The following is a 15,407-nucleotide window of genomic DNA, read 5'->3' on the forward strand; positions in this document are numbered from 1 at the left end:
GTTACGCGCGGATGTCATGTCTGAAAGGGGACGTTCAGGAGAGACCGGTGATTTCACCGATACGTGGTCTCCGCCCGTTTCCTGGACAGGCGGCCGGAGACGGCGGGGACCAGGCCGTGCGGCATGAACAGCACCACCACGATCAGTACGAGCGCGTACACCGCGTACGACAGCACGCTCGGCGCGTACGTGGGCATCCCCGGCAGCGAGGCCAGGCTGTCCAGCCCCTGCACCAGCAGCGTGATCGCGGTGGCCCCCACCACGGCCCCCCAGATCGTGCCCAGCCCCCCGACCACCGCCATCACGATGTACTGGATCGAGATGAGCACCGGGAACGACCCCGGCGCCACGTAGCCGGTGTAGAAGCAGTAGATCCCGCCGGCCAGCCCCGCGAAGGCGGCCGACAGCGCGAAGACGACCAGCTTGTAGCGTCCCACCGGGATCCCCGACGAGGCGGCCGCGGTCTCGCTGGTGGCCAGCGCGCGCAGGGCGCGGCCCGGCCGGGAGGTGATGACGTTGTGGGTCACCAGCATCACCAGCGCCAGCCCGCCCCAGGTCATGTACGCGTACGCCGCCGCGCTCCCGACCTCGAACGGCCCCACGCTGAACTGCGGGATGCCCTGGAGCCCGATGTCCCCGCCGGTGAACTCCAGCTGCCCGGCCAGGGAGAGCAGGATGAGCTGCATGGCGAGCGTGGCGAAGGCCAGGTGGTGGCCGCGCAGGCGCAGCAGCGGGGTGCCGATGACGAGCGCGGACACGGCAGCGGCCACGGGCGCGGCGACCAGACCGGCCACCGGTGGGACGCCACCGAGGGAGAGGAGCGCGGCGGTGTAGGCGCCGATGGCGTAGAAGGCGCCCTGGCCCAGCGACACCTGCCCCGCGTAGCCCATCAGGAGGGAGACCCCGACCGTGACCATCGCGGCCAGCCCGAGCAGGATGTACACGGCCAGCACGCTGTCGTCGAGCACCGCGGGCAGGGCGAGCGTCACGGCGGCCACCAGGATCCCGGCCGCGAGCCTGATCATGCGGACTCCTCGGAGATGGCCGAGCGGCGGCTCGCCTGCACGATCATGACGATGATCATGAGACCGAGCGCCACCTCCAGCTGGTGGGAGCCGTAGCCGTAGCCGGCGGCCATGGTCTCGGCCACGCCGAGCAGCAGCGCCCCGGCCAGCGCGATCACCGGCCGGGTGAGGGCGCCGAAGACGGCCGCGGCGAAGCCGTTGACGATCAGCGTGACGTCGGTGTCGAACGAGATCGGCCGCAGCGGCGTCACCAGCACCCCGGCGATGCCGCCGAGCAGCCCGCCCAGCGCGAACGCCAGCAGCCCCATCCGCCGGGTGTCGATGCCGACGACGCGGGCGGCGTACGGGTTGGAGGCGCACGCGGTCAGCGCCTTGCCCAGGTAGGTACGGCCGAAGAAGAGCGCCAGCACCACGAACGTGGCCGCCGTCACGCCGATGACCAGCAGGTGCTGCGTCTGGATGCGCGCCCCGGCCACGGTCAGCGAGCCCGCCAGCCCGGGGGCCGAGCGCGGCTGATCGCCCCACAGGACGATCTCCACGGCGTACGCGAGCACGCCCACGCCCAGGGTGACGATCAGCGCGGAGAGGGGGGTGGTGCCCGGTTTGCCGATGGCGGCCAGGCCCGTCAGGAGCCCGGCCACGGCCGCCGCCAGGACGGCGGCCAGCTCGCTCAGGCCGTGCGGGAAGCCGAGGCCGAGGAGGGAGGACGTGCACAGTCCGGCGACGACGGCGAACGTGCCCTGGGCGAAGTTCACCACGCCGGTGACGCGGTGGATGGTGACCAGGCCGCTGGCGATCAACGCGATCGCGCATCCGACCGCGAGGCCGTTCAGGAGGTAGGTGAGGAACGCGCTCACGCCGTCGCCCCCTTCGGGCCGCTCATGTGATCGCCCCGCCCAGGTACGCGCTGGCCACCCTGGGGTCGTCGGCCAGATCCGCGCACTCGCCCTCGGTCACCACGCGCCCGACCTCCAGCACGTACGCCCGCGAGCACAGGTCGAAGGCCAGCCGCGCGTTCTGCTCGATGAGCAGCACGGTCAGCCCCTGCGTCCGGTTCAGCTCGGTCAGGTGCGCGGCCAGGTCGGCGGTGACGTTGGGGGCCAGCCCGAGCGACAGCTCGTCCACGACCAGCGCCTCGGGGCGCGACATCATGGCCCGGCCGAAGGCCACCATCTGCTGCTCGCCGCCGGACAGCACCCCTGCCCGCCGCCCGGCCAGCTCGGCCAGCCGGGGGAGGAGGTCGTACACGAAGGAGGGGTCGCGCAGGCCGGACCGCCAGCCGCCGAGGGCCAGGTTGTCGGCGACGGACAGGCCCGGGAACAGCTGGCGGCCCTCGGGGATGAGCGCGAGCCGGCCGCCGATCCGCACCGTGCCCGAGGCGGGGGCGAGCAGCCCGGCCAGCGTGTTCGCCAGGGTCGACTTGCCGGCGCCGTTCGGGCCGAGCAGGGCGACCATCTCGCCCTTGCCGACCGTGAGGGTGACGTGATCCAGCGCGGTCGCGGTGCCGTACGAGACCACCAGGTCCTGGACGTCGATCATGAGGCCTGTCCGAGGTAGGCGGCGAGCACCAGCGGGTCGGCCCGCACCTCGGCGGGTGAGCCGTCGGCGATGACCTGGCCCAGGTCGAGCACCACGACGCGGTCGGCCAGCCGGGTCACGAACGCCACGTCGTGCTCGATGAGCAGGATCGTCAGCCCGCCCGCCCGCAGCTCCTCCACCAGCGCCGCCAGCCGCTCGCGCTCCTCGCCGCGCAGCCCGGAGGCGGGCTCGTCGAGCAGCAGCAGCCGGGGCCGCGCGCACAGGGCGCGGGCCAGCTGCAGCGCGCGCTGCTGCCCGATCGGCAGCCGGTCGGCGGGCCGGTCCGCCCACTCGGTCAGGCCCACGCGTTCGAGCGCCGCGGCGGCCTCGGCCGCGATCTCACGCTCGTCGTGCCGGTGCCGCGGCAGCCGCAGCGCCGCCGAGACGAACCCCGCCCGGGTACGCCCGTGCAGCCCCACCATGACGTTCTCCCTGACCGTCATGCCGCGGAACACCCGGGCCGCCTGGAAGACGATCGACATGCCCAGCCGGGCCCGCCGGTGCGGCGCGAGCCGGTCAACGCGGTGCCCGAGGAAGGAGATCTGGCCGTGGTCGGCCGCCAGGTGCCCGGTGATCAGGTTGAACAGCGTGGACTTGCCGGCTCCGTTCGGGCCGATGACGCCGCAGACTTCGCCGTCCGCGACGCTCAGCGAGACGTCGCGGACGGCGTAGACGCCCCCGAAAGAGCGTGAGACCCCGGTGACCTGCAGCACGCCTCACCCCGCCGCGGTGACGGTCTTGGTGAGCTGCTCCTTGGCCCACTCGGTGGGGACGAACTGGCCGTTCTTCACCGTGTTGACCGAGATGAACTCGGGCGACAGGCCGGAGTGGTCGGTGGGGGAGTAGCGGAAGCGGCCGTTCGGCGTGATCAGGTCCATGCTCTCCAGCGCCTGCTGGATCTTGGTCTTGTCCGTGCTGCCGGCCTTCCTGATCGCCTCGAACAGCAGCAGCGAGGCGCTGTAGCCGTCCTGGGCGAACTGCGGCGGCGGGTAGCCGTGCTTCTGCTGGTACGGCTTGGCCATCTGGTCGATGATCTGCTTCTGCTTGCCGTCCGGCAGGTGGTCGCCGACCACGCCGATGGCGCTCTGCACGGTCATGCCCTCGGCCGCGGTGCCCATCGGCTCCAGCCACAGCTTGCTGGCCTGCGACGCGGTCAGGAACAGCGGTGTCTTGAGCCCGGAGGCCACGTACTGCTTGGCGGCCGTCACGCCGGGCGCGCCCGAGCCCCAGAACACCAGCGCCTCGGCCTTGGAGTCGCGCACGTGCTGGAAGACCGCGCTGAAGTCGGAGGTGGTGGTCTCGTACGGCTCGTCCACGGCGATCGTCACGCCGTACTTGGAGGCCAGGGCCACCATGGACTCGTGGCCGGAGACCGAGTAGGCGCTCTTGGAGTCCCACGCGACCGCGATCGTCTTGATGCCCTCGGCCTGGATGTACTGCAGGTAGCGCTCGGCGTACATGCTGGACAGGGCGGGCGTGACGAAGATGTACGACTTGATCGGCTCGACCTGCTCCTGGGCCGGTGCCAGCGACAGGTACGGCATCTTCTCGCGCTGCGCGAGCGGCTCGACCGCCAGCGCCGCGTTGGAGAACACCGGCCCGATCAAGGCGTCGATCTCGCCCTTGATCTGGTTGTAGGCCACGATGGCCTGGTCGGGGGCGGTCTTGTCGTCGCGCGGGACCAGCTCCACCTTGCGGCCGAGCAGCCCGCCCTGCGCGTTGACCTGCTCCACGGCCAGCTCGACGGCCTTCTTGTCCTCGCTGCCGAGCGGGGTGTAGTTGCCCGTCAGGGAGACGATGAGGCCCACCTTGATCGGATCCTGCCCACCGGATCCGCCTCCTTCTCCGCCGCCGCAGGCGGTCACGGCCAGGAGGAGACAGGCCAGGGACGGTAGAAGCCTGCGCATCAGAACCTCCTGGACCGGGCGATGTGGCCCCGAATGTAGGCAGGTACATTACGGCTGTCAATAGAGTGCCGAATATCTGGAGACAAGCTGTTATGAGGCCTCAATCGGTGATTCTGACCTTCCTCGGAGATCACGTATATGGCCGTGGGATCTGCGTTTCGTCGCGAAGCTTCATCGAGGCGTTCGGCAAGGTCGGGATCTCCGAGGAGGCCACGCGCTCGACGCTGACCCGGATGGTCCGCCGGGGGCTGCTGCGCCGGCAGCGCTCGGGGCGGCGCATGTACTTCGGGCTCACCCCGACCAGCAGCGAGGTGCTCAAGGACGGCGAGTGGCGCATCTGGCACAGCGGCGTGGTCAACGACGCCGACGAGGATCGGTGGACGCTGATCGGCTTCTCGCTGCCGGAGTCCTGGCAGCGGCAGCGGCACGAGCTGCGGTCGAGGCTGGTGTGGGCCGGGTTCGGCCCGCTGCAGAACGGCCTGTGGATCGCTCCAGGCGAGGTGGACGCGGCCGGGGTGATCGAGGACCTGGGCGCGAACGTGAAGGTCTTCGCCGCCGAGCCGCGGCACCCGACCGACATGCAGGCCCTGGTCGGGGACGCGTACGACCTGGCCGGGCTGGGCGCCCGCTACCGGGCGTTCCTGAGCCGGTGGGACCAGGCCGACCCGGCGCCGGACGCCACCGACGACCTGGCCCGGTCGCTGACGCTGCTCACCGGCTGGCTGCAGATCATCAGGACCGACCCGCGGCTGCCGCTGCGCTACCTGCCGCACGACTGGCCGGCCGAGAAGGCGCAGCGGGTCTGCCACACGCTGCACGAGCGGTTCCGGCCGGAGGCGGAGCAGGTCGTGGCGCGGTTGCTGGACACCGTTCCCGATGAAACCTGGGCAGAACGGTGACAGCGATCACATAGTGGCCTAATTTGAGGGCTTGAGCCTCAAGGAGTGCCGATGCGGAATCAGGGGATCGGCTCGTGGCCGGCGCGCAGGGCCCGCATGACGCCCGGCCGGGTCGCGCTGTCGTACCGGGGTCGCGACCACACCTATCGTGACCTGCGGGAACGCGTGAACCGGCTGGCCTCGGCGCTGGACGTGCGGCGCGGCGACCGCATCGCCTTCCTCGGGGCCAACCAGCCGTCGATGGTGGAGACGTTCTTCGCGGCGGGGCTGCTGGGCGCGGTGTTCGTGCCGCTCAACACCCGGCTGGCGGAGCCCGAGCTGCGCTTCATCCTGGAGGACGCCGATCCGGCGGTGCTCGTGCTGGGGGAGGAGCGGGACGGCGCGGGGCTGCCGGGCCGCCACCTGCCGGCCGCCGGCTACGAGGCGCTGCTCGCGTCGGGCTCGCCCGAGCCGATCGACGAGCCCGTGGGCCAGGACGACGTGTGCCTGATCATGTACACGTCGGGCACCACCGGCCGCCCCAAGGGTGCCATGCTCACCCACGCCAACCTGACCTGGAACACCGTCAACCTGCTCGTGGACGTGCCGCTGGCGCACGACGAGGTGGTGCTGATCAGCGCGCCCCTGTTCCACATCGCGGCGCTGGCCCAGACGCTCGTCCCGAGCGTGCTCAAGGGCGGCCGGGTCGTCCTGGAGTCGTCGTTCGACGTGGAGCGCACGTTCGACCTCATCGAGGCGGAGCGGGTGACGGTGATGTTCGGGGTGCCGTCGATGTTCGGCCTCCTGGCCCGCTCGCCGCGCTGGGCCACGGCCGACCTGTCGAGCCTGCGGCACCTGCTGTGCGGTGGCGCGCCGGTGCCCGAGCCGCTGATCCGGCTCTACCAGGAGCGCGGGCTGACGTTCCTGCAGGGGTACGGAATGACGGAGGCGGCGCCCGGCGCGCTCTTCCTCGGGGCCGAGCACTCCATCGACAAGGCCGGGACGGCCGGGGTGCCGTGCTTCTTCTCCGACGTCCGGCTGGTCGCCCCCGACGGCTCGCCCGCCGCCCCGGGAGAGCCCGGGGAGCTGTACGTCCAGGGCCCCAACGTGATGCCCGGCTACTGGCGGCGGCCCGAGGAGAGCGCCGAGGTGCTGTCCGCCGACGGCTGGTTCCGCTCGGGGGACGTCGGCGTCGCCGACGAGGACGGCTACGTGCGCATCTCCGACCGGATCAAGGATGTGATCATCTCAGGCGGGGAGAACATCTATCCCGCCGAGGTGGAGAGCGCCCTGTACGAGCACCCCGCGGTCGCCGAGTGCGCGCTGATCGGCGTGTCGGACGAGAAGTGGGGCGAGGTGGGCAAGGCCCTGGTCGTCCTGCGGCCCGGAACCGTGGCCGATGGTGACGAGCTGCTGAAGCACCTGGACGGCCGGCTGGCCCGCTACAAGATCCCGAAATATCTGCAATTCGTGGCTGAACTGCCCAAGAATGCGGCGGGCAAGCTCCTCAAGGCCCCGCTGAGAAAGCTCTACGGAGAAGGATGATCTTCCATGCGTACCTCACCGCCTTTCCGCGCAGACCATGTCGGCAGCCTGCTCCGCCCGGCCGCGCTGCTGCGCGCCCGTGAGACCCTCACCGGCGACGCGCTGCGGGAGGCCGAGGACGAGGCGATCCGGGACGTGGTGCGCAAGCAGCAGGAGGCAGGGCTGCAGAGCGCCACGGACGGCGAGTTCCGCCGCGCCTCCTGGCACATGGACTTCATCTACCGGCTCGGCGGCATCGGCCAGGCGGCCGACGAGCACATCACGGTCCGCTTCCACAACGAGCAGGGCGACATCGAGTTCACCCCGGCCGCGCTGCGCGTGCACGACCGGATCCGGCTCACCGAGCCGATCTTCGCCGACGACTTCGCGTTCCTGCGCGACACCGTCGGCACGGCGGTGCCCAAGCTGACCATCCCCTCGCCGAGCATGGTGCACTACCGGGGCGGGCCGGCCGCCATCGACCCGGAGGTCTATCCGGACGTCGAGGAGTTCTGGCGCGACCTGAGCGCGGCCTACGCCGAACAGGTCCGCCGGATCGGCGCGCTGGGGTGCACGTACCTGCAGTTCGACGACACGAGCCTGGCCTATCTCAACGACCCGGCCCAGCGGGCCGAGCTGGCCGGGCGCGGCGACGACGCCGAGCACATGCACCTGCGCTACATCAGGCAGATCAACGCCGCGCTCGCGGCCAAGCCGGCGGGCATGACGATCACGACGCACATGTGCCGCGGCAACTTCCGCTCCTCCTGGGCCGCCGCCGGCGGCTACGACTTCGTCGCCGAGGCGCTGTTCGGCGAGCTGAAGGTGGACGGGTTCTTCCTGGAGTACGACGACGAGCGGTCGGGCGGGTTCGAGCCGCTGCGGTTCGTGCCCCCGGGCAAGATGGTCGTGCTCGGGCTGGTCACCACCAAGCGGGGCGAGCTGGAGTCGAAGGACACGCTGAAGCGGCGCATCGACGAGGCGGCCAAGTACATCGACCTGGACCAGCTCTGCCTGTCGCCGCAGTGCGGGTTCTCCTCGACGGTCGAGGGCAACCAGCTCACCGAGGACGAGCAGTTCGCCAAGCTCCGCCTGATCGCCGAGACCGCCCAGGAGGTCTGGGGCTAGAGGGTCACCACGGAGCCGGTGTGGCGGGCGCGTTCGGCGGCCCAGACGACGCGGTGCGTCATCAGGCTCTCGGCCGCGTCCGAGCGCAGCAGCGAGCCGTCACCCGAGGCGACGGCGGCCAGGAACGCGTCCGTCAGCCCCTCGTCGCCGCCGCCGTGCCCGTCCGCCGCCGACGGGCCCGCCACGTCGTCCGTGGTGACGGTCTCCTCCTCGCCGGTGCGGAAGTCCACCACGCGCAGCGTGCGCCCGTCGCCGTCGATGTAGCCGTGGGTGCCGAACAGGCGGGTGCGCCGGTGCTCCATCGGGGTGAACGCGCTCATCGTGAACGAGCAGGTCCCCCCGTCGTCGAACTCCATCACCACCTCCTGGTGGTCGACGACGTCGTTGTCGCAGGCGTACACGCACCTGCCGTACGGGCCGGTGCGCAGCGCGTCGAGCACCGCCTCCTCGGTCCGCCCCGGCGTGACCGCCGACAGCGGCCAGAACTCGCTGTCCGGGTCCCCGAGGCAGCCCAGGTAGAGGCGCTTGGCCGAGTACGGGCACGACGGCTCCAGCGGGCAGTCGAGACACCGGTCGGCCGCCTCGGCGGGCCGCTCCTCGGCGCGGAAGTGCGACAGGGAGCCGAACGACGACACCCGGGACGGCGGCCGGCCGAACAGGTGCACCAGCCAGTCGATGTCGTGGCACGCCTTGGCCAGCAGCATCGGCGCCGAGGTGTCCTGGCGCCGCCAGTGCCCGCGCACGAACGAGTGCGCCTGGTGCCACCACCCAACCGGCTCCAGGTGCTGCACGCTGACGAGCCGCCCGATCCGCCCCGCGTCCAGCAGCTCCTTCACGACCTTCGTGTACGGCGTGTACCGCAGCACGTGGCAGACCGCGAGCATGATGCCGTTGCGCCGGGCGGCCTCGGCGATGCTGATCGCCTCCTGCTCCTCCGTCGCCATCGGCTTCTCCAGGAGAATGTGGTAACCGAGGTCCGCCAGCGTCACCGCGGGATCGGTGTGCAGCCGGTCGTGCGTGGCGATGATCGCCGCGTCCGCCCGCCGCCCGTCCGCCGCCAGCTCCTTCCAGTCGGAGTAGACCTGCTCCGGCACGATCCCGAACTCCGCCGCGAACGCCGCCCGGCGCTGCGGATCGGGCTCGGCCACCGCCACCACCCGCCCCGCGCCCGTGGCGTGCGCGCGGCGCGCGTAGGTCAGCCCTCGCAGGCCGCCGCCGACGACGGCTAGAGTCACCTCAGTCATGGAACCTTCCCCGAAGAAATATCATGGAGAGCATCATTATTCGGTCTGAGGAAGCAGACAGCAAGGGGGGCCGATGGCGGCGGAGATGAGCGGCGGGGATCTGTCGCGGCTGCGGCAGCTCAACGCGCTGGCCGTGATCAAGGTGCTGCAGGGCCGGTCGTCGCTCACGCTCACCGAGGTCGCCAAGCGCACGGGGCTGTCGCGGGCCTCGACCGAGGACGTGGTCCGGGAGCTGCTGCAGAAGGGCTGGGTGGCCGAGGCCGGGGCCACGGCGGGCGGGGTGGGCCGCCCGGCCAGGCGCTACCGGTTCCGGGCCGACGCGGGCCGGGTGCTCGGCGTCGACATCGGCGGGCACAAGATCCGCGCGGTGGTCGCCGACCTCGACGGCGACGTGCAGCACAGCGCCCGGGTCCCGGTCACGCCCGAGATGGGCCGGCTCGAACGCCTGGCGGCGGTGGACCGGGCGGTCGCGGAGTGCCTGGAGGGCGCCGGGCTGACCGGGGGCGACGTGTGGGCCTCGGGCGTCGGTACGACCGGCCTGGTGGACGGCGCGGGCAAGGTCATGCTGTCGGAGGCGCTGCCCGAGTGGACCGGCGTGGACCTGGCCGTGCACGTGCGCCGGCTCGTCCCGGCCCCGGTGCTGGTCGAGAACGACAGCAAGCTCGCCGCCCTGGCCGAGTGCTGGCGCGGCGTGGCCCGCTACGCCAAGGACATGGTGTTCCTGCTGGCCGGGCTCCGCACCGGCGCGGGCCTGGTCATCGACGGCAAGCTGCACAAGGGTTTCGGCAACGCCTCGGGCGAGATCGGCGCGCTGCCGGTGCTCGGCTGGATCCGTGCCCAGGAGCACCTGAGCGACGCCAACGGCGAGGCGGGCGACGTGTTCGCCGCCGCGCGCAACGGCGACAAGGCGGCGCTAGCGGCCGTGCGCCGCTACGTGAAGGACCTCGCGCTGGGCGCGTCCGCGCTGGTCCTGACGCTGGACCCGCAGATGGTCGTGGTCGGCGGCGGCTTCTCGCGCTCGGCCGACGTGCTCATCGAGCCGCTCAGGCGGGAGCTGGACCGCTGGTGCATCCGCACCCCCGAGGTGCGCATGTCGGCGCTGGGCGACGAGGCCGTGGTGCTCGGCGCCGTACGCCTCGCGCTCGACGACGTGGAGGACCGCGTGCTCGACGGCCGCACCCCGCTCGTGAGCCATCTGTAACAAAGCCACTCTTGCCAACAATTTTCCTGGACTCCATCATTACTCCCACGTTCTAGGAGAGGACCGGGAGATGTGGAAGTCGGCACGGAGCGGTGCGGCGCTCCTCTGCGTGGCACTGCTCGCCTCCGCGTGCGGCGGCGGTGAGCAGGCCGGCACGGACACGCAGCCTGAGAAGCGGGTGAAGCTGTCCTACGGCGTCTGGGACGCCACCCAGCAGGCGGTCATGCAGGAACTGGCCGCGGAGTTCACCAAGACCTACCCGAGCATCACCGTGGACGTCCAGCTCACCCCCTGGGTCGACTACTGGACGAAGATGAAGGCCGCGGTGAGCGGCGGCGCGGCGCCCGACGTCTTCTGGATGAACGGCCCCAACTTCCAGCTCTACGCCTCCAACGGCGTGATCAAGCCGATCGAGGAGCAGGTCGACTCGTCGGTGTACCCGAAGGCCCTGGTGGACCTCTACACCTACGAGGGCAAGCTGTACGGCCTGCCGAAGGACATGGACACGGTCGGCGTCTGGTACAACAAGACGCTCTTCGACGCCGCGAAGGTGAAATATCCGGCCGACGACTGGACCTGGGCCGACTTCAAGGAGACCGCCGCCAAGCTCAGCGACCCCAAGAAGGGCGTCTACGCCGTCGGGGCGCAGCTCACGAGCTTCCAGGAGTACCAGTACAACACGATCTACCAGGCCGGCGGCCACGTGATCTCCCCGGACGGCAAGAAGTCCGGCTACGACGACCCCAAGACGATCGCGGGCCTGAAGTTCTGGACCGACCTCATCGCCGCCAAGCAGTCGCCCGACCTCAAGACCATGACCGACACCACCCCGCTGCAGCTCTTCGAGGCCGGCAAGCTGGCGATGTACTGGGGCGGCTCGTGGAACGTGGCCGAGTTCGGCAAGAACGACTACACCAAGGACAAGGTGGACGTCGCCCCGCTGCCGAAGGGTGAGAAGCAGGCCACGATCATCCACGGCGTGGCCAACGTGGTGTCGGCCAAGACCGAGCACCCGGCCGAGGCGTGGGAGTTCGTCAAGTTCCTCGGCTCCAAGCCGGCCGCCGAAATCCTCGGCAAGAAGGGCCCGATCCCGGCCTACAACGGGACCCAGAGCGACTGGGTGGCCGCCCACCCCGAGTGGAAGCTGCAGACGTTCCTCGACTCGGTCGCGTACGCGGTGCCGTACCCCGTCTCCAAGAACACCGCCGCCTGGCAGGAGGCCGAGCTCACCCACCTCACCAAGGCGTGGACCGGCGAGGTGCCGGTCGAGAAGGCCGCCGCCGACCTCGCGGCCGGCATGAACGACCTGCTGGCCAAGGAGTGACGTGAGCACGACCGCCGAAACGCGGCGGCCCGCCGGGGCCGCCCACGCGGTGAAGCGGCGCCGGCCGCGGGCCGAGGCCCTGTGGGGGTACGCGTTCATCGCCCCCACCGGGCTCGGCCTGGCCATCTTCTACCTGTGGCCCGTCGTGCAGACCGCCTACTTCTCCTTCACCGAGTGGGGCGCGTTCGGCGGGCACACCTGGACCGGTCTGGAGAACTACACCCGGCTGTTCTCCGACCCCGAGGTGGGGCGGGCGGTGCTCAACACGCTCACCTACACCGTGCTCGGCCTGCTCGGCATTCCGCTGGCCATCGTGTTCGCCGCGCTGCTCAACCGGCCCGGCCTGGGCGGCGTGAGCCTCTACCGGACGGCGTTCTTCCTGCCCGTGGTGACCATGCCGGTCGCGGTCGCGATGCTCTGGCGCTGGCTCTACAACGGCGACTACGGCCTGGTCAACCAGGTGCTCTCGATCGTCGGCATCGACGGGCCCAACTGGATCGCCGACCCGGCCACCGCCATGTACGCGCTGGTCGTGGTCGGCATCTGGATGAGCGTCGGCTACAACCTGATCATCTTCCTGGCCGGGATGCAGGGCATCCCCAAGGAGCTGTACGAGGCCGCGTCCATCGACGGGGCCGGACGGATCCGGCAGTTCTTCAGGATCACGCTGCCGATGTTGTCGCCGACCGCGTTCTTCATCTCGATCGTCTCGGTGATCGGCTCGCTGCAGCTCTTCGACCTGGTCTTCGTGATGACCGGGTCCGGGCAGTCGGCGCGGGCCAACCCGGCGTACTCGCGGCTGCAGACCGTCGTGCAGCTCTTCTACGAGCGGGCCTTCGTCACCAACGACCGGGGCTACGCGGCCGCCATCGTGATCGCGCTGCTCGTGCTCATCGCGGTGCTGACGATGCTGCAGTTCCGGCTCCAGCGGAAGTGGGTGCACTATGTCTGAGCGCCGCCCGTTGGGCGTGCACGCGCTGCTCATCGTCTCGTCGCTGCTGATGGTGGCGCCGTTCGTCTGGCAGGTCATCACCTCGCTCAAGACGCTCAGCAGCGCCACCGCCGTGCCGCCGACGTTCCTGCCCGAGGGGCGCTGGGACAACTACGCGAAGGTCTTCGACCTGCTGCCGTTCGGCGAGCAGTTCCTCAACACCGTGCTGATGGCCGCCGGGCGGGTGACCGGGCAGGTGCTCTTCTGCTCGATGGCCGCCTACGCCTTCGCCCGCCTGCGCTTCCCCGGCCGGAACCTGCTGTTCGGCGTCTTCCTGTCGGTGCTCATGGTGCCGCCGCAGCTCTTCGTGATCCCGCAGTACCAGATCATGTCCTCGCTGGGCTGGCTCAACAGCCTGCAGGCGATCATCGTTCCCGGCCTGTTCAGCGCGTTCGGGGTGTTCCTGCTGCGGCAGTTCTTCCTGGGCCTGCCGCGCGAGATCGAGGAGGCGGCCCGGCTCGACGGCGCCGGCCCCGTGCGGATCTACTGGTCGGTCATGCTGCCGCTGGCCCGGCCCGGGCTCGTCGCGCTGGGCATCCTCACCCTGCTGTGGGCGTGGAACGACCTGTTCTGGCCGCTGGTGGTCAACACCGACCCGGAGAAGATGACGCTGTCGGCGGGGCTGGCCGCGCTCCAGGGCCAGTACCAGACCGACTACCCCGTCCTGATGGCCGGCTCGCTGATCGCCTCGCTCCCCGTGATCGCCGTGTTCGTGTTCCTGCAACGACAGTTCATCCAGGGCATCGCCCACACCGGCAGCAAAGGCTGACTCATGTTCTTACGCAGAGCCGCCGCGGTCGCGGTGCTCCTCCTGGGCTCGTTCACCGGCACGGCCCACGCGTCGTCATCCGCGGACGAGCCCGGCCTGTCGCTGGCCGTGCCCGCGTACTTCTACCCGGGCGACCTGTGGGGCCAGCTGTCCGACCCGGGGGTCGGGATCGTGGTGGCGAACCCGTTCTCCGGCCCCGGCAAGGACTTCGACCCCAACTACGCCAAGGCCATCTCCGACGCCCGCGCCGCCGGTGTCACCGTGCTCGGCTACGTGGCCACCGGTTACCTCGGCAGCACCGGCCGCGCCACCAGGCTCGGCGAGACCACCCCGCTCGCCTGGCTCGCGCAGGCGCAGCAGGAGGTGGCCCGCTGGTACGACCTGTACGGCGCCCACGGCCTCGGCGGCGTCTTCCTGGACGAGGTCCAGAACGTCTGCGGCCCCGGCAACGCCTATTCGGACACCTACCGGGCGCTGGACGAGTCGATCAGGAGCCTGCACCGGGGCGCGTTCACGGTGATCAATCCCGGCATCGGCACCGAGGAGTGCTACGCCGACATCGCCGACGTGAGCCTGACGTTCGAGGGCACGTACGAGACGTACCAGGGCTGGCAGCCGCCCGCCTGGCAGCGCGGCCGGGACCCGCGCCGGTTCTGGCACCTCGTGCACGCCACCGCCACCCAGGAGCAGATGGAAGACGCGCTGCGCCTGGCCAAGGAGCGCGGGGCGGGCCACGTGTACGTCACCCCCGACGTGCTGGCCAACCCCTGGGACACCCTGCCGGACTACTGGCGGGCGGAGCTGGACGCGGCCAGGTCGCCGGACACCAGGGCGCCCGCGCGCCCCGGCCCCGCCACGGCCGTCAAGCGCGGCCCGACCTCGCTCACCCTGGCCTGGCGGCCCTCGCCCGGCGCGGTCGGCTACGACGTCCACCTGGACGGGCTGCGGGTCACCGGCACCGCGGGCCGCGTGCCCGCCGTCACCGTCAAGAACCTCGACCCGGGCACCGCCTACACGGTGACCGTCAAGGCCCGCGACGCGGCCGGCAACGCCTCGGCCGCCGGCGCCGCCGTGTCCCTGCGGACCAGGAAGGCGGATGCGGCGCCGCCGGCCACTCCCGCGGGGCTGGGCGCCGGCCAGGTCAAGGTGGCCAGCGTGCGGCTGGCCTGGGAGCGCACCGCGGACACCGCCTGGTACGACGTCCTCATGGACGGCCGGCGCCTGCTCCGCCTGCCCGCCGCCCTGCTGCCCGCCGACGCCACCGTCCCGGTCACCGGCCTCACGCCGGCGACCTCGTACACCTTCACCGTCCTCGCCAGGGACGCGAGCGGCAACGAGTCCGCGCCCGCGCGGCCGCTGACCGTCACCACCGCCGTGCCCAGCGGGGACCCCATCTCCGAGGCGGCCGGCTCCGTCGCCGACGGCAGCGCAACCTACCAGGCGCGCTACAACCTGCCGTTCGACTTCCACCACGTGTACATCGACGCCGACAACGACGCCGCGACCGGGTTCGCGGTGGCGGGCATCGGCGCCGACTACCTCATCGAGAACTCCTGGTACTACCGGCACGCGGGGTCCGGCTGGAACTGGACGCCCGTGGACCTGAACCCGCTGGTCTCCTCGGCCGACGACCTGTTCGTGTGGCGCGTGCCCCTGACTGCGCCACTGAGCGGGGCGCACCGGGTGGTCTTCCACGGCTCCGGCAGCTCACCCGAGGCGTACAGCCCGATCGTGCCGGTCTCCTGAGGCGCCGGGGGGGGCCCCGGGGGGCGGGGGCCCGGGGGACCCCCGGGGGACCCGTCCCACCAGGTGGTGGGCGCCCCCCGGGGGGGCGGGAC

14 protein-coding genes are annotated in these 15,407 nt (G+C 71.2%); 8 read left to right on the top strand and 6 right to left on the bottom strand.

Annotated elements, in window-relative coordinates; all coding sequences use genetic code 11:
• Nucleotides 1–53 precede the first annotated feature (53 nt).
• From AB0J69_RS44730 to AB0J69_RS44750, 5 genes are read right to left on the bottom strand one after another with little or no spacing between them, the layout of a single operon-like run.
• A complete protein-coding gene (locus AB0J69_RS44730) occupies nucleotides 54–1,025 on the bottom strand; it encodes a branched-chain amino acid ABC transporter permease (protein ID WP_364131332.1) in 972 nt (323 codons plus the stop codon).
• Nucleotides 1,022–1,882 (bottom strand): branched-chain amino acid ABC transporter permease, encoded by an 861-nt coding sequence (locus tag AB0J69_RS44735; RefSeq protein WP_364131335.1) that lies wholly within the window; start codon nucleotides 1,880–1,882, stop codon nucleotides 1,022–1,024. The genes AB0J69_RS44730 and AB0J69_RS44735 overlap by 4 nt, the downstream gene beginning before the upstream one ends.
• A 22-nt stretch (nucleotides 1,883–1,904) precedes the next feature.
• Nucleotides 1,905–2,564: an ABC transporter ATP-binding protein gene (locus AB0J69_RS44740; RefSeq protein WP_364131337.1), complete on the bottom strand. Its 660-nt coding sequence runs from the start codon at nucleotides 2,562–2,564 to the stop codon at nucleotides 1,905–1,907.
• Entirely contained in the window at nucleotides 2,561–3,316 is a 756-nt protein-coding gene (locus tag AB0J69_RS44745; protein WP_364131340.1) for an ABC transporter ATP-binding protein, read from the bottom strand. Before AB0J69_RS44745 ends, AB0J69_RS44740 begins: the two co-directional genes overlap by 4 nt.
• Nucleotides 3,317–3,319: 3 nt before the next feature.
• Complete coding sequence (locus tag AB0J69_RS44750) at nucleotides 3,320–4,510, bottom strand: ABC transporter substrate-binding protein (RefSeq protein WP_364131342.1); 1,191 nt, start codon at nucleotides 4,508–4,510, stop codon at nucleotides 3,320–3,322.
• A 107-nt stretch (nucleotides 4,511–4,617) separates the two neighbouring features.
• Here AB0J69_RS44750 and AB0J69_RS44755 point away from each other — a divergent pair, with 107 nt between their 5' ends.
• From AB0J69_RS44755 to AB0J69_RS44765, 3 genes are read left to right on the top strand one after another with little or no spacing between them, the layout of a single operon-like run.
• Complete coding sequence (locus AB0J69_RS44755) at nucleotides 4,618–5,409, top strand: PaaX family transcriptional regulator C-terminal domain-containing protein (RefSeq protein ID WP_364131344.1); 792 nt, start codon at nucleotides 4,618–4,620, stop codon at nucleotides 5,407–5,409.
• Nucleotides 5,410–5,460: 51 nt separating this feature from the next.
• Entirely contained in the window at nucleotides 5,461–6,933 is a 1,473-nt protein-coding gene (locus AB0J69_RS44760; protein ID WP_364131347.1) for a long-chain fatty acid--CoA ligase, read from the top strand.
• Nucleotides 6,934–6,939: 6 nt separating this feature from the next.
• Nucleotides 6,940–8,040 carry a 5-methyltetrahydropteroyltriglutamate--homocysteine S-methyltransferase gene (locus tag AB0J69_RS44765; RefSeq protein ID WP_364131349.1) on the top strand — a complete coding sequence of 367 codons (1,101 nt, stop codon included), beginning with the start codon at nucleotides 6,940–6,942 and terminating at the stop codon, nucleotides 8,038–8,040.
• On the opposite strand, the gene AB0J69_RS44770 is transcribed toward AB0J69_RS44765, so the two are convergent.
• Nucleotides 8,037–9,284 (bottom strand): Gfo/Idh/MocA family oxidoreductase, encoded by a 1,248-nt coding sequence (locus AB0J69_RS44770; RefSeq protein WP_364131352.1) that lies wholly within the window; start codon nucleotides 9,282–9,284, stop codon nucleotides 8,037–8,039. The genes AB0J69_RS44765 and AB0J69_RS44770 overlap by 4 nt on opposite strands.
• A 73-nt stretch (nucleotides 9,285–9,357) precedes the next feature.
• Between AB0J69_RS44770 and AB0J69_RS44775 the strand changes: the two genes are divergently transcribed.
• From AB0J69_RS44775 to AB0J69_RS44795, 5 genes are all read left to right on the top strand, one after another.
• On the top strand, nucleotides 9,358–10,485 hold the full coding sequence (locus AB0J69_RS44775; RefSeq protein WP_364131355.1) for an ROK family transcriptional regulator: 1,128 nt from the start codon (nucleotides 9,358–9,360) through the stop codon (nucleotides 10,483–10,485).
• A gap of 70 nt (nucleotides 10,486–10,555) precedes the next feature.
• Entirely contained in the window at nucleotides 10,556–11,809 is a 1,254-nt protein-coding gene (locus AB0J69_RS44780) for a sugar ABC transporter substrate-binding protein (protein ID WP_364131358.1), read from the top strand.
• Nucleotide 11,810: 1 nt separating this feature from the next.
• Entirely contained in the window at nucleotides 11,811–12,761 is a 951-nt protein-coding gene (locus tag AB0J69_RS44785; RefSeq protein ID WP_364131361.1) for a sugar ABC transporter permease, read from the top strand.
• Nucleotides 12,754–13,569, top strand: a complete 816-nt coding sequence (locus AB0J69_RS44790) for a carbohydrate ABC transporter permease (RefSeq protein ID WP_364131363.1) — start codon at nucleotides 12,754–12,756, stop codon at nucleotides 13,567–13,569. Before AB0J69_RS44785 ends, AB0J69_RS44790 begins: the two co-directional genes overlap by 8 nt.
• Before the next feature lie 3 nt (nucleotides 13,570–13,572).
• On the top strand, nucleotides 13,573–15,315 hold the full coding sequence (locus AB0J69_RS44795; protein WP_364131366.1) for a spherulation-specific family 4 protein: 1,743 nt from the start codon (nucleotides 13,573–13,575) through the stop codon (nucleotides 15,313–15,315).
• The last annotated feature ends 92 nt before the right edge of the window (nucleotides 15,316–15,407 follow it).

Source organism: Nonomuraea sp. NPDC049709 (assembly GCF_040674815.1).
Classification (GTDB): Bacteria; Actinomycetota; Actinomycetes; order Streptosporangiales; family Streptosporangiaceae; genus Nonomuraea.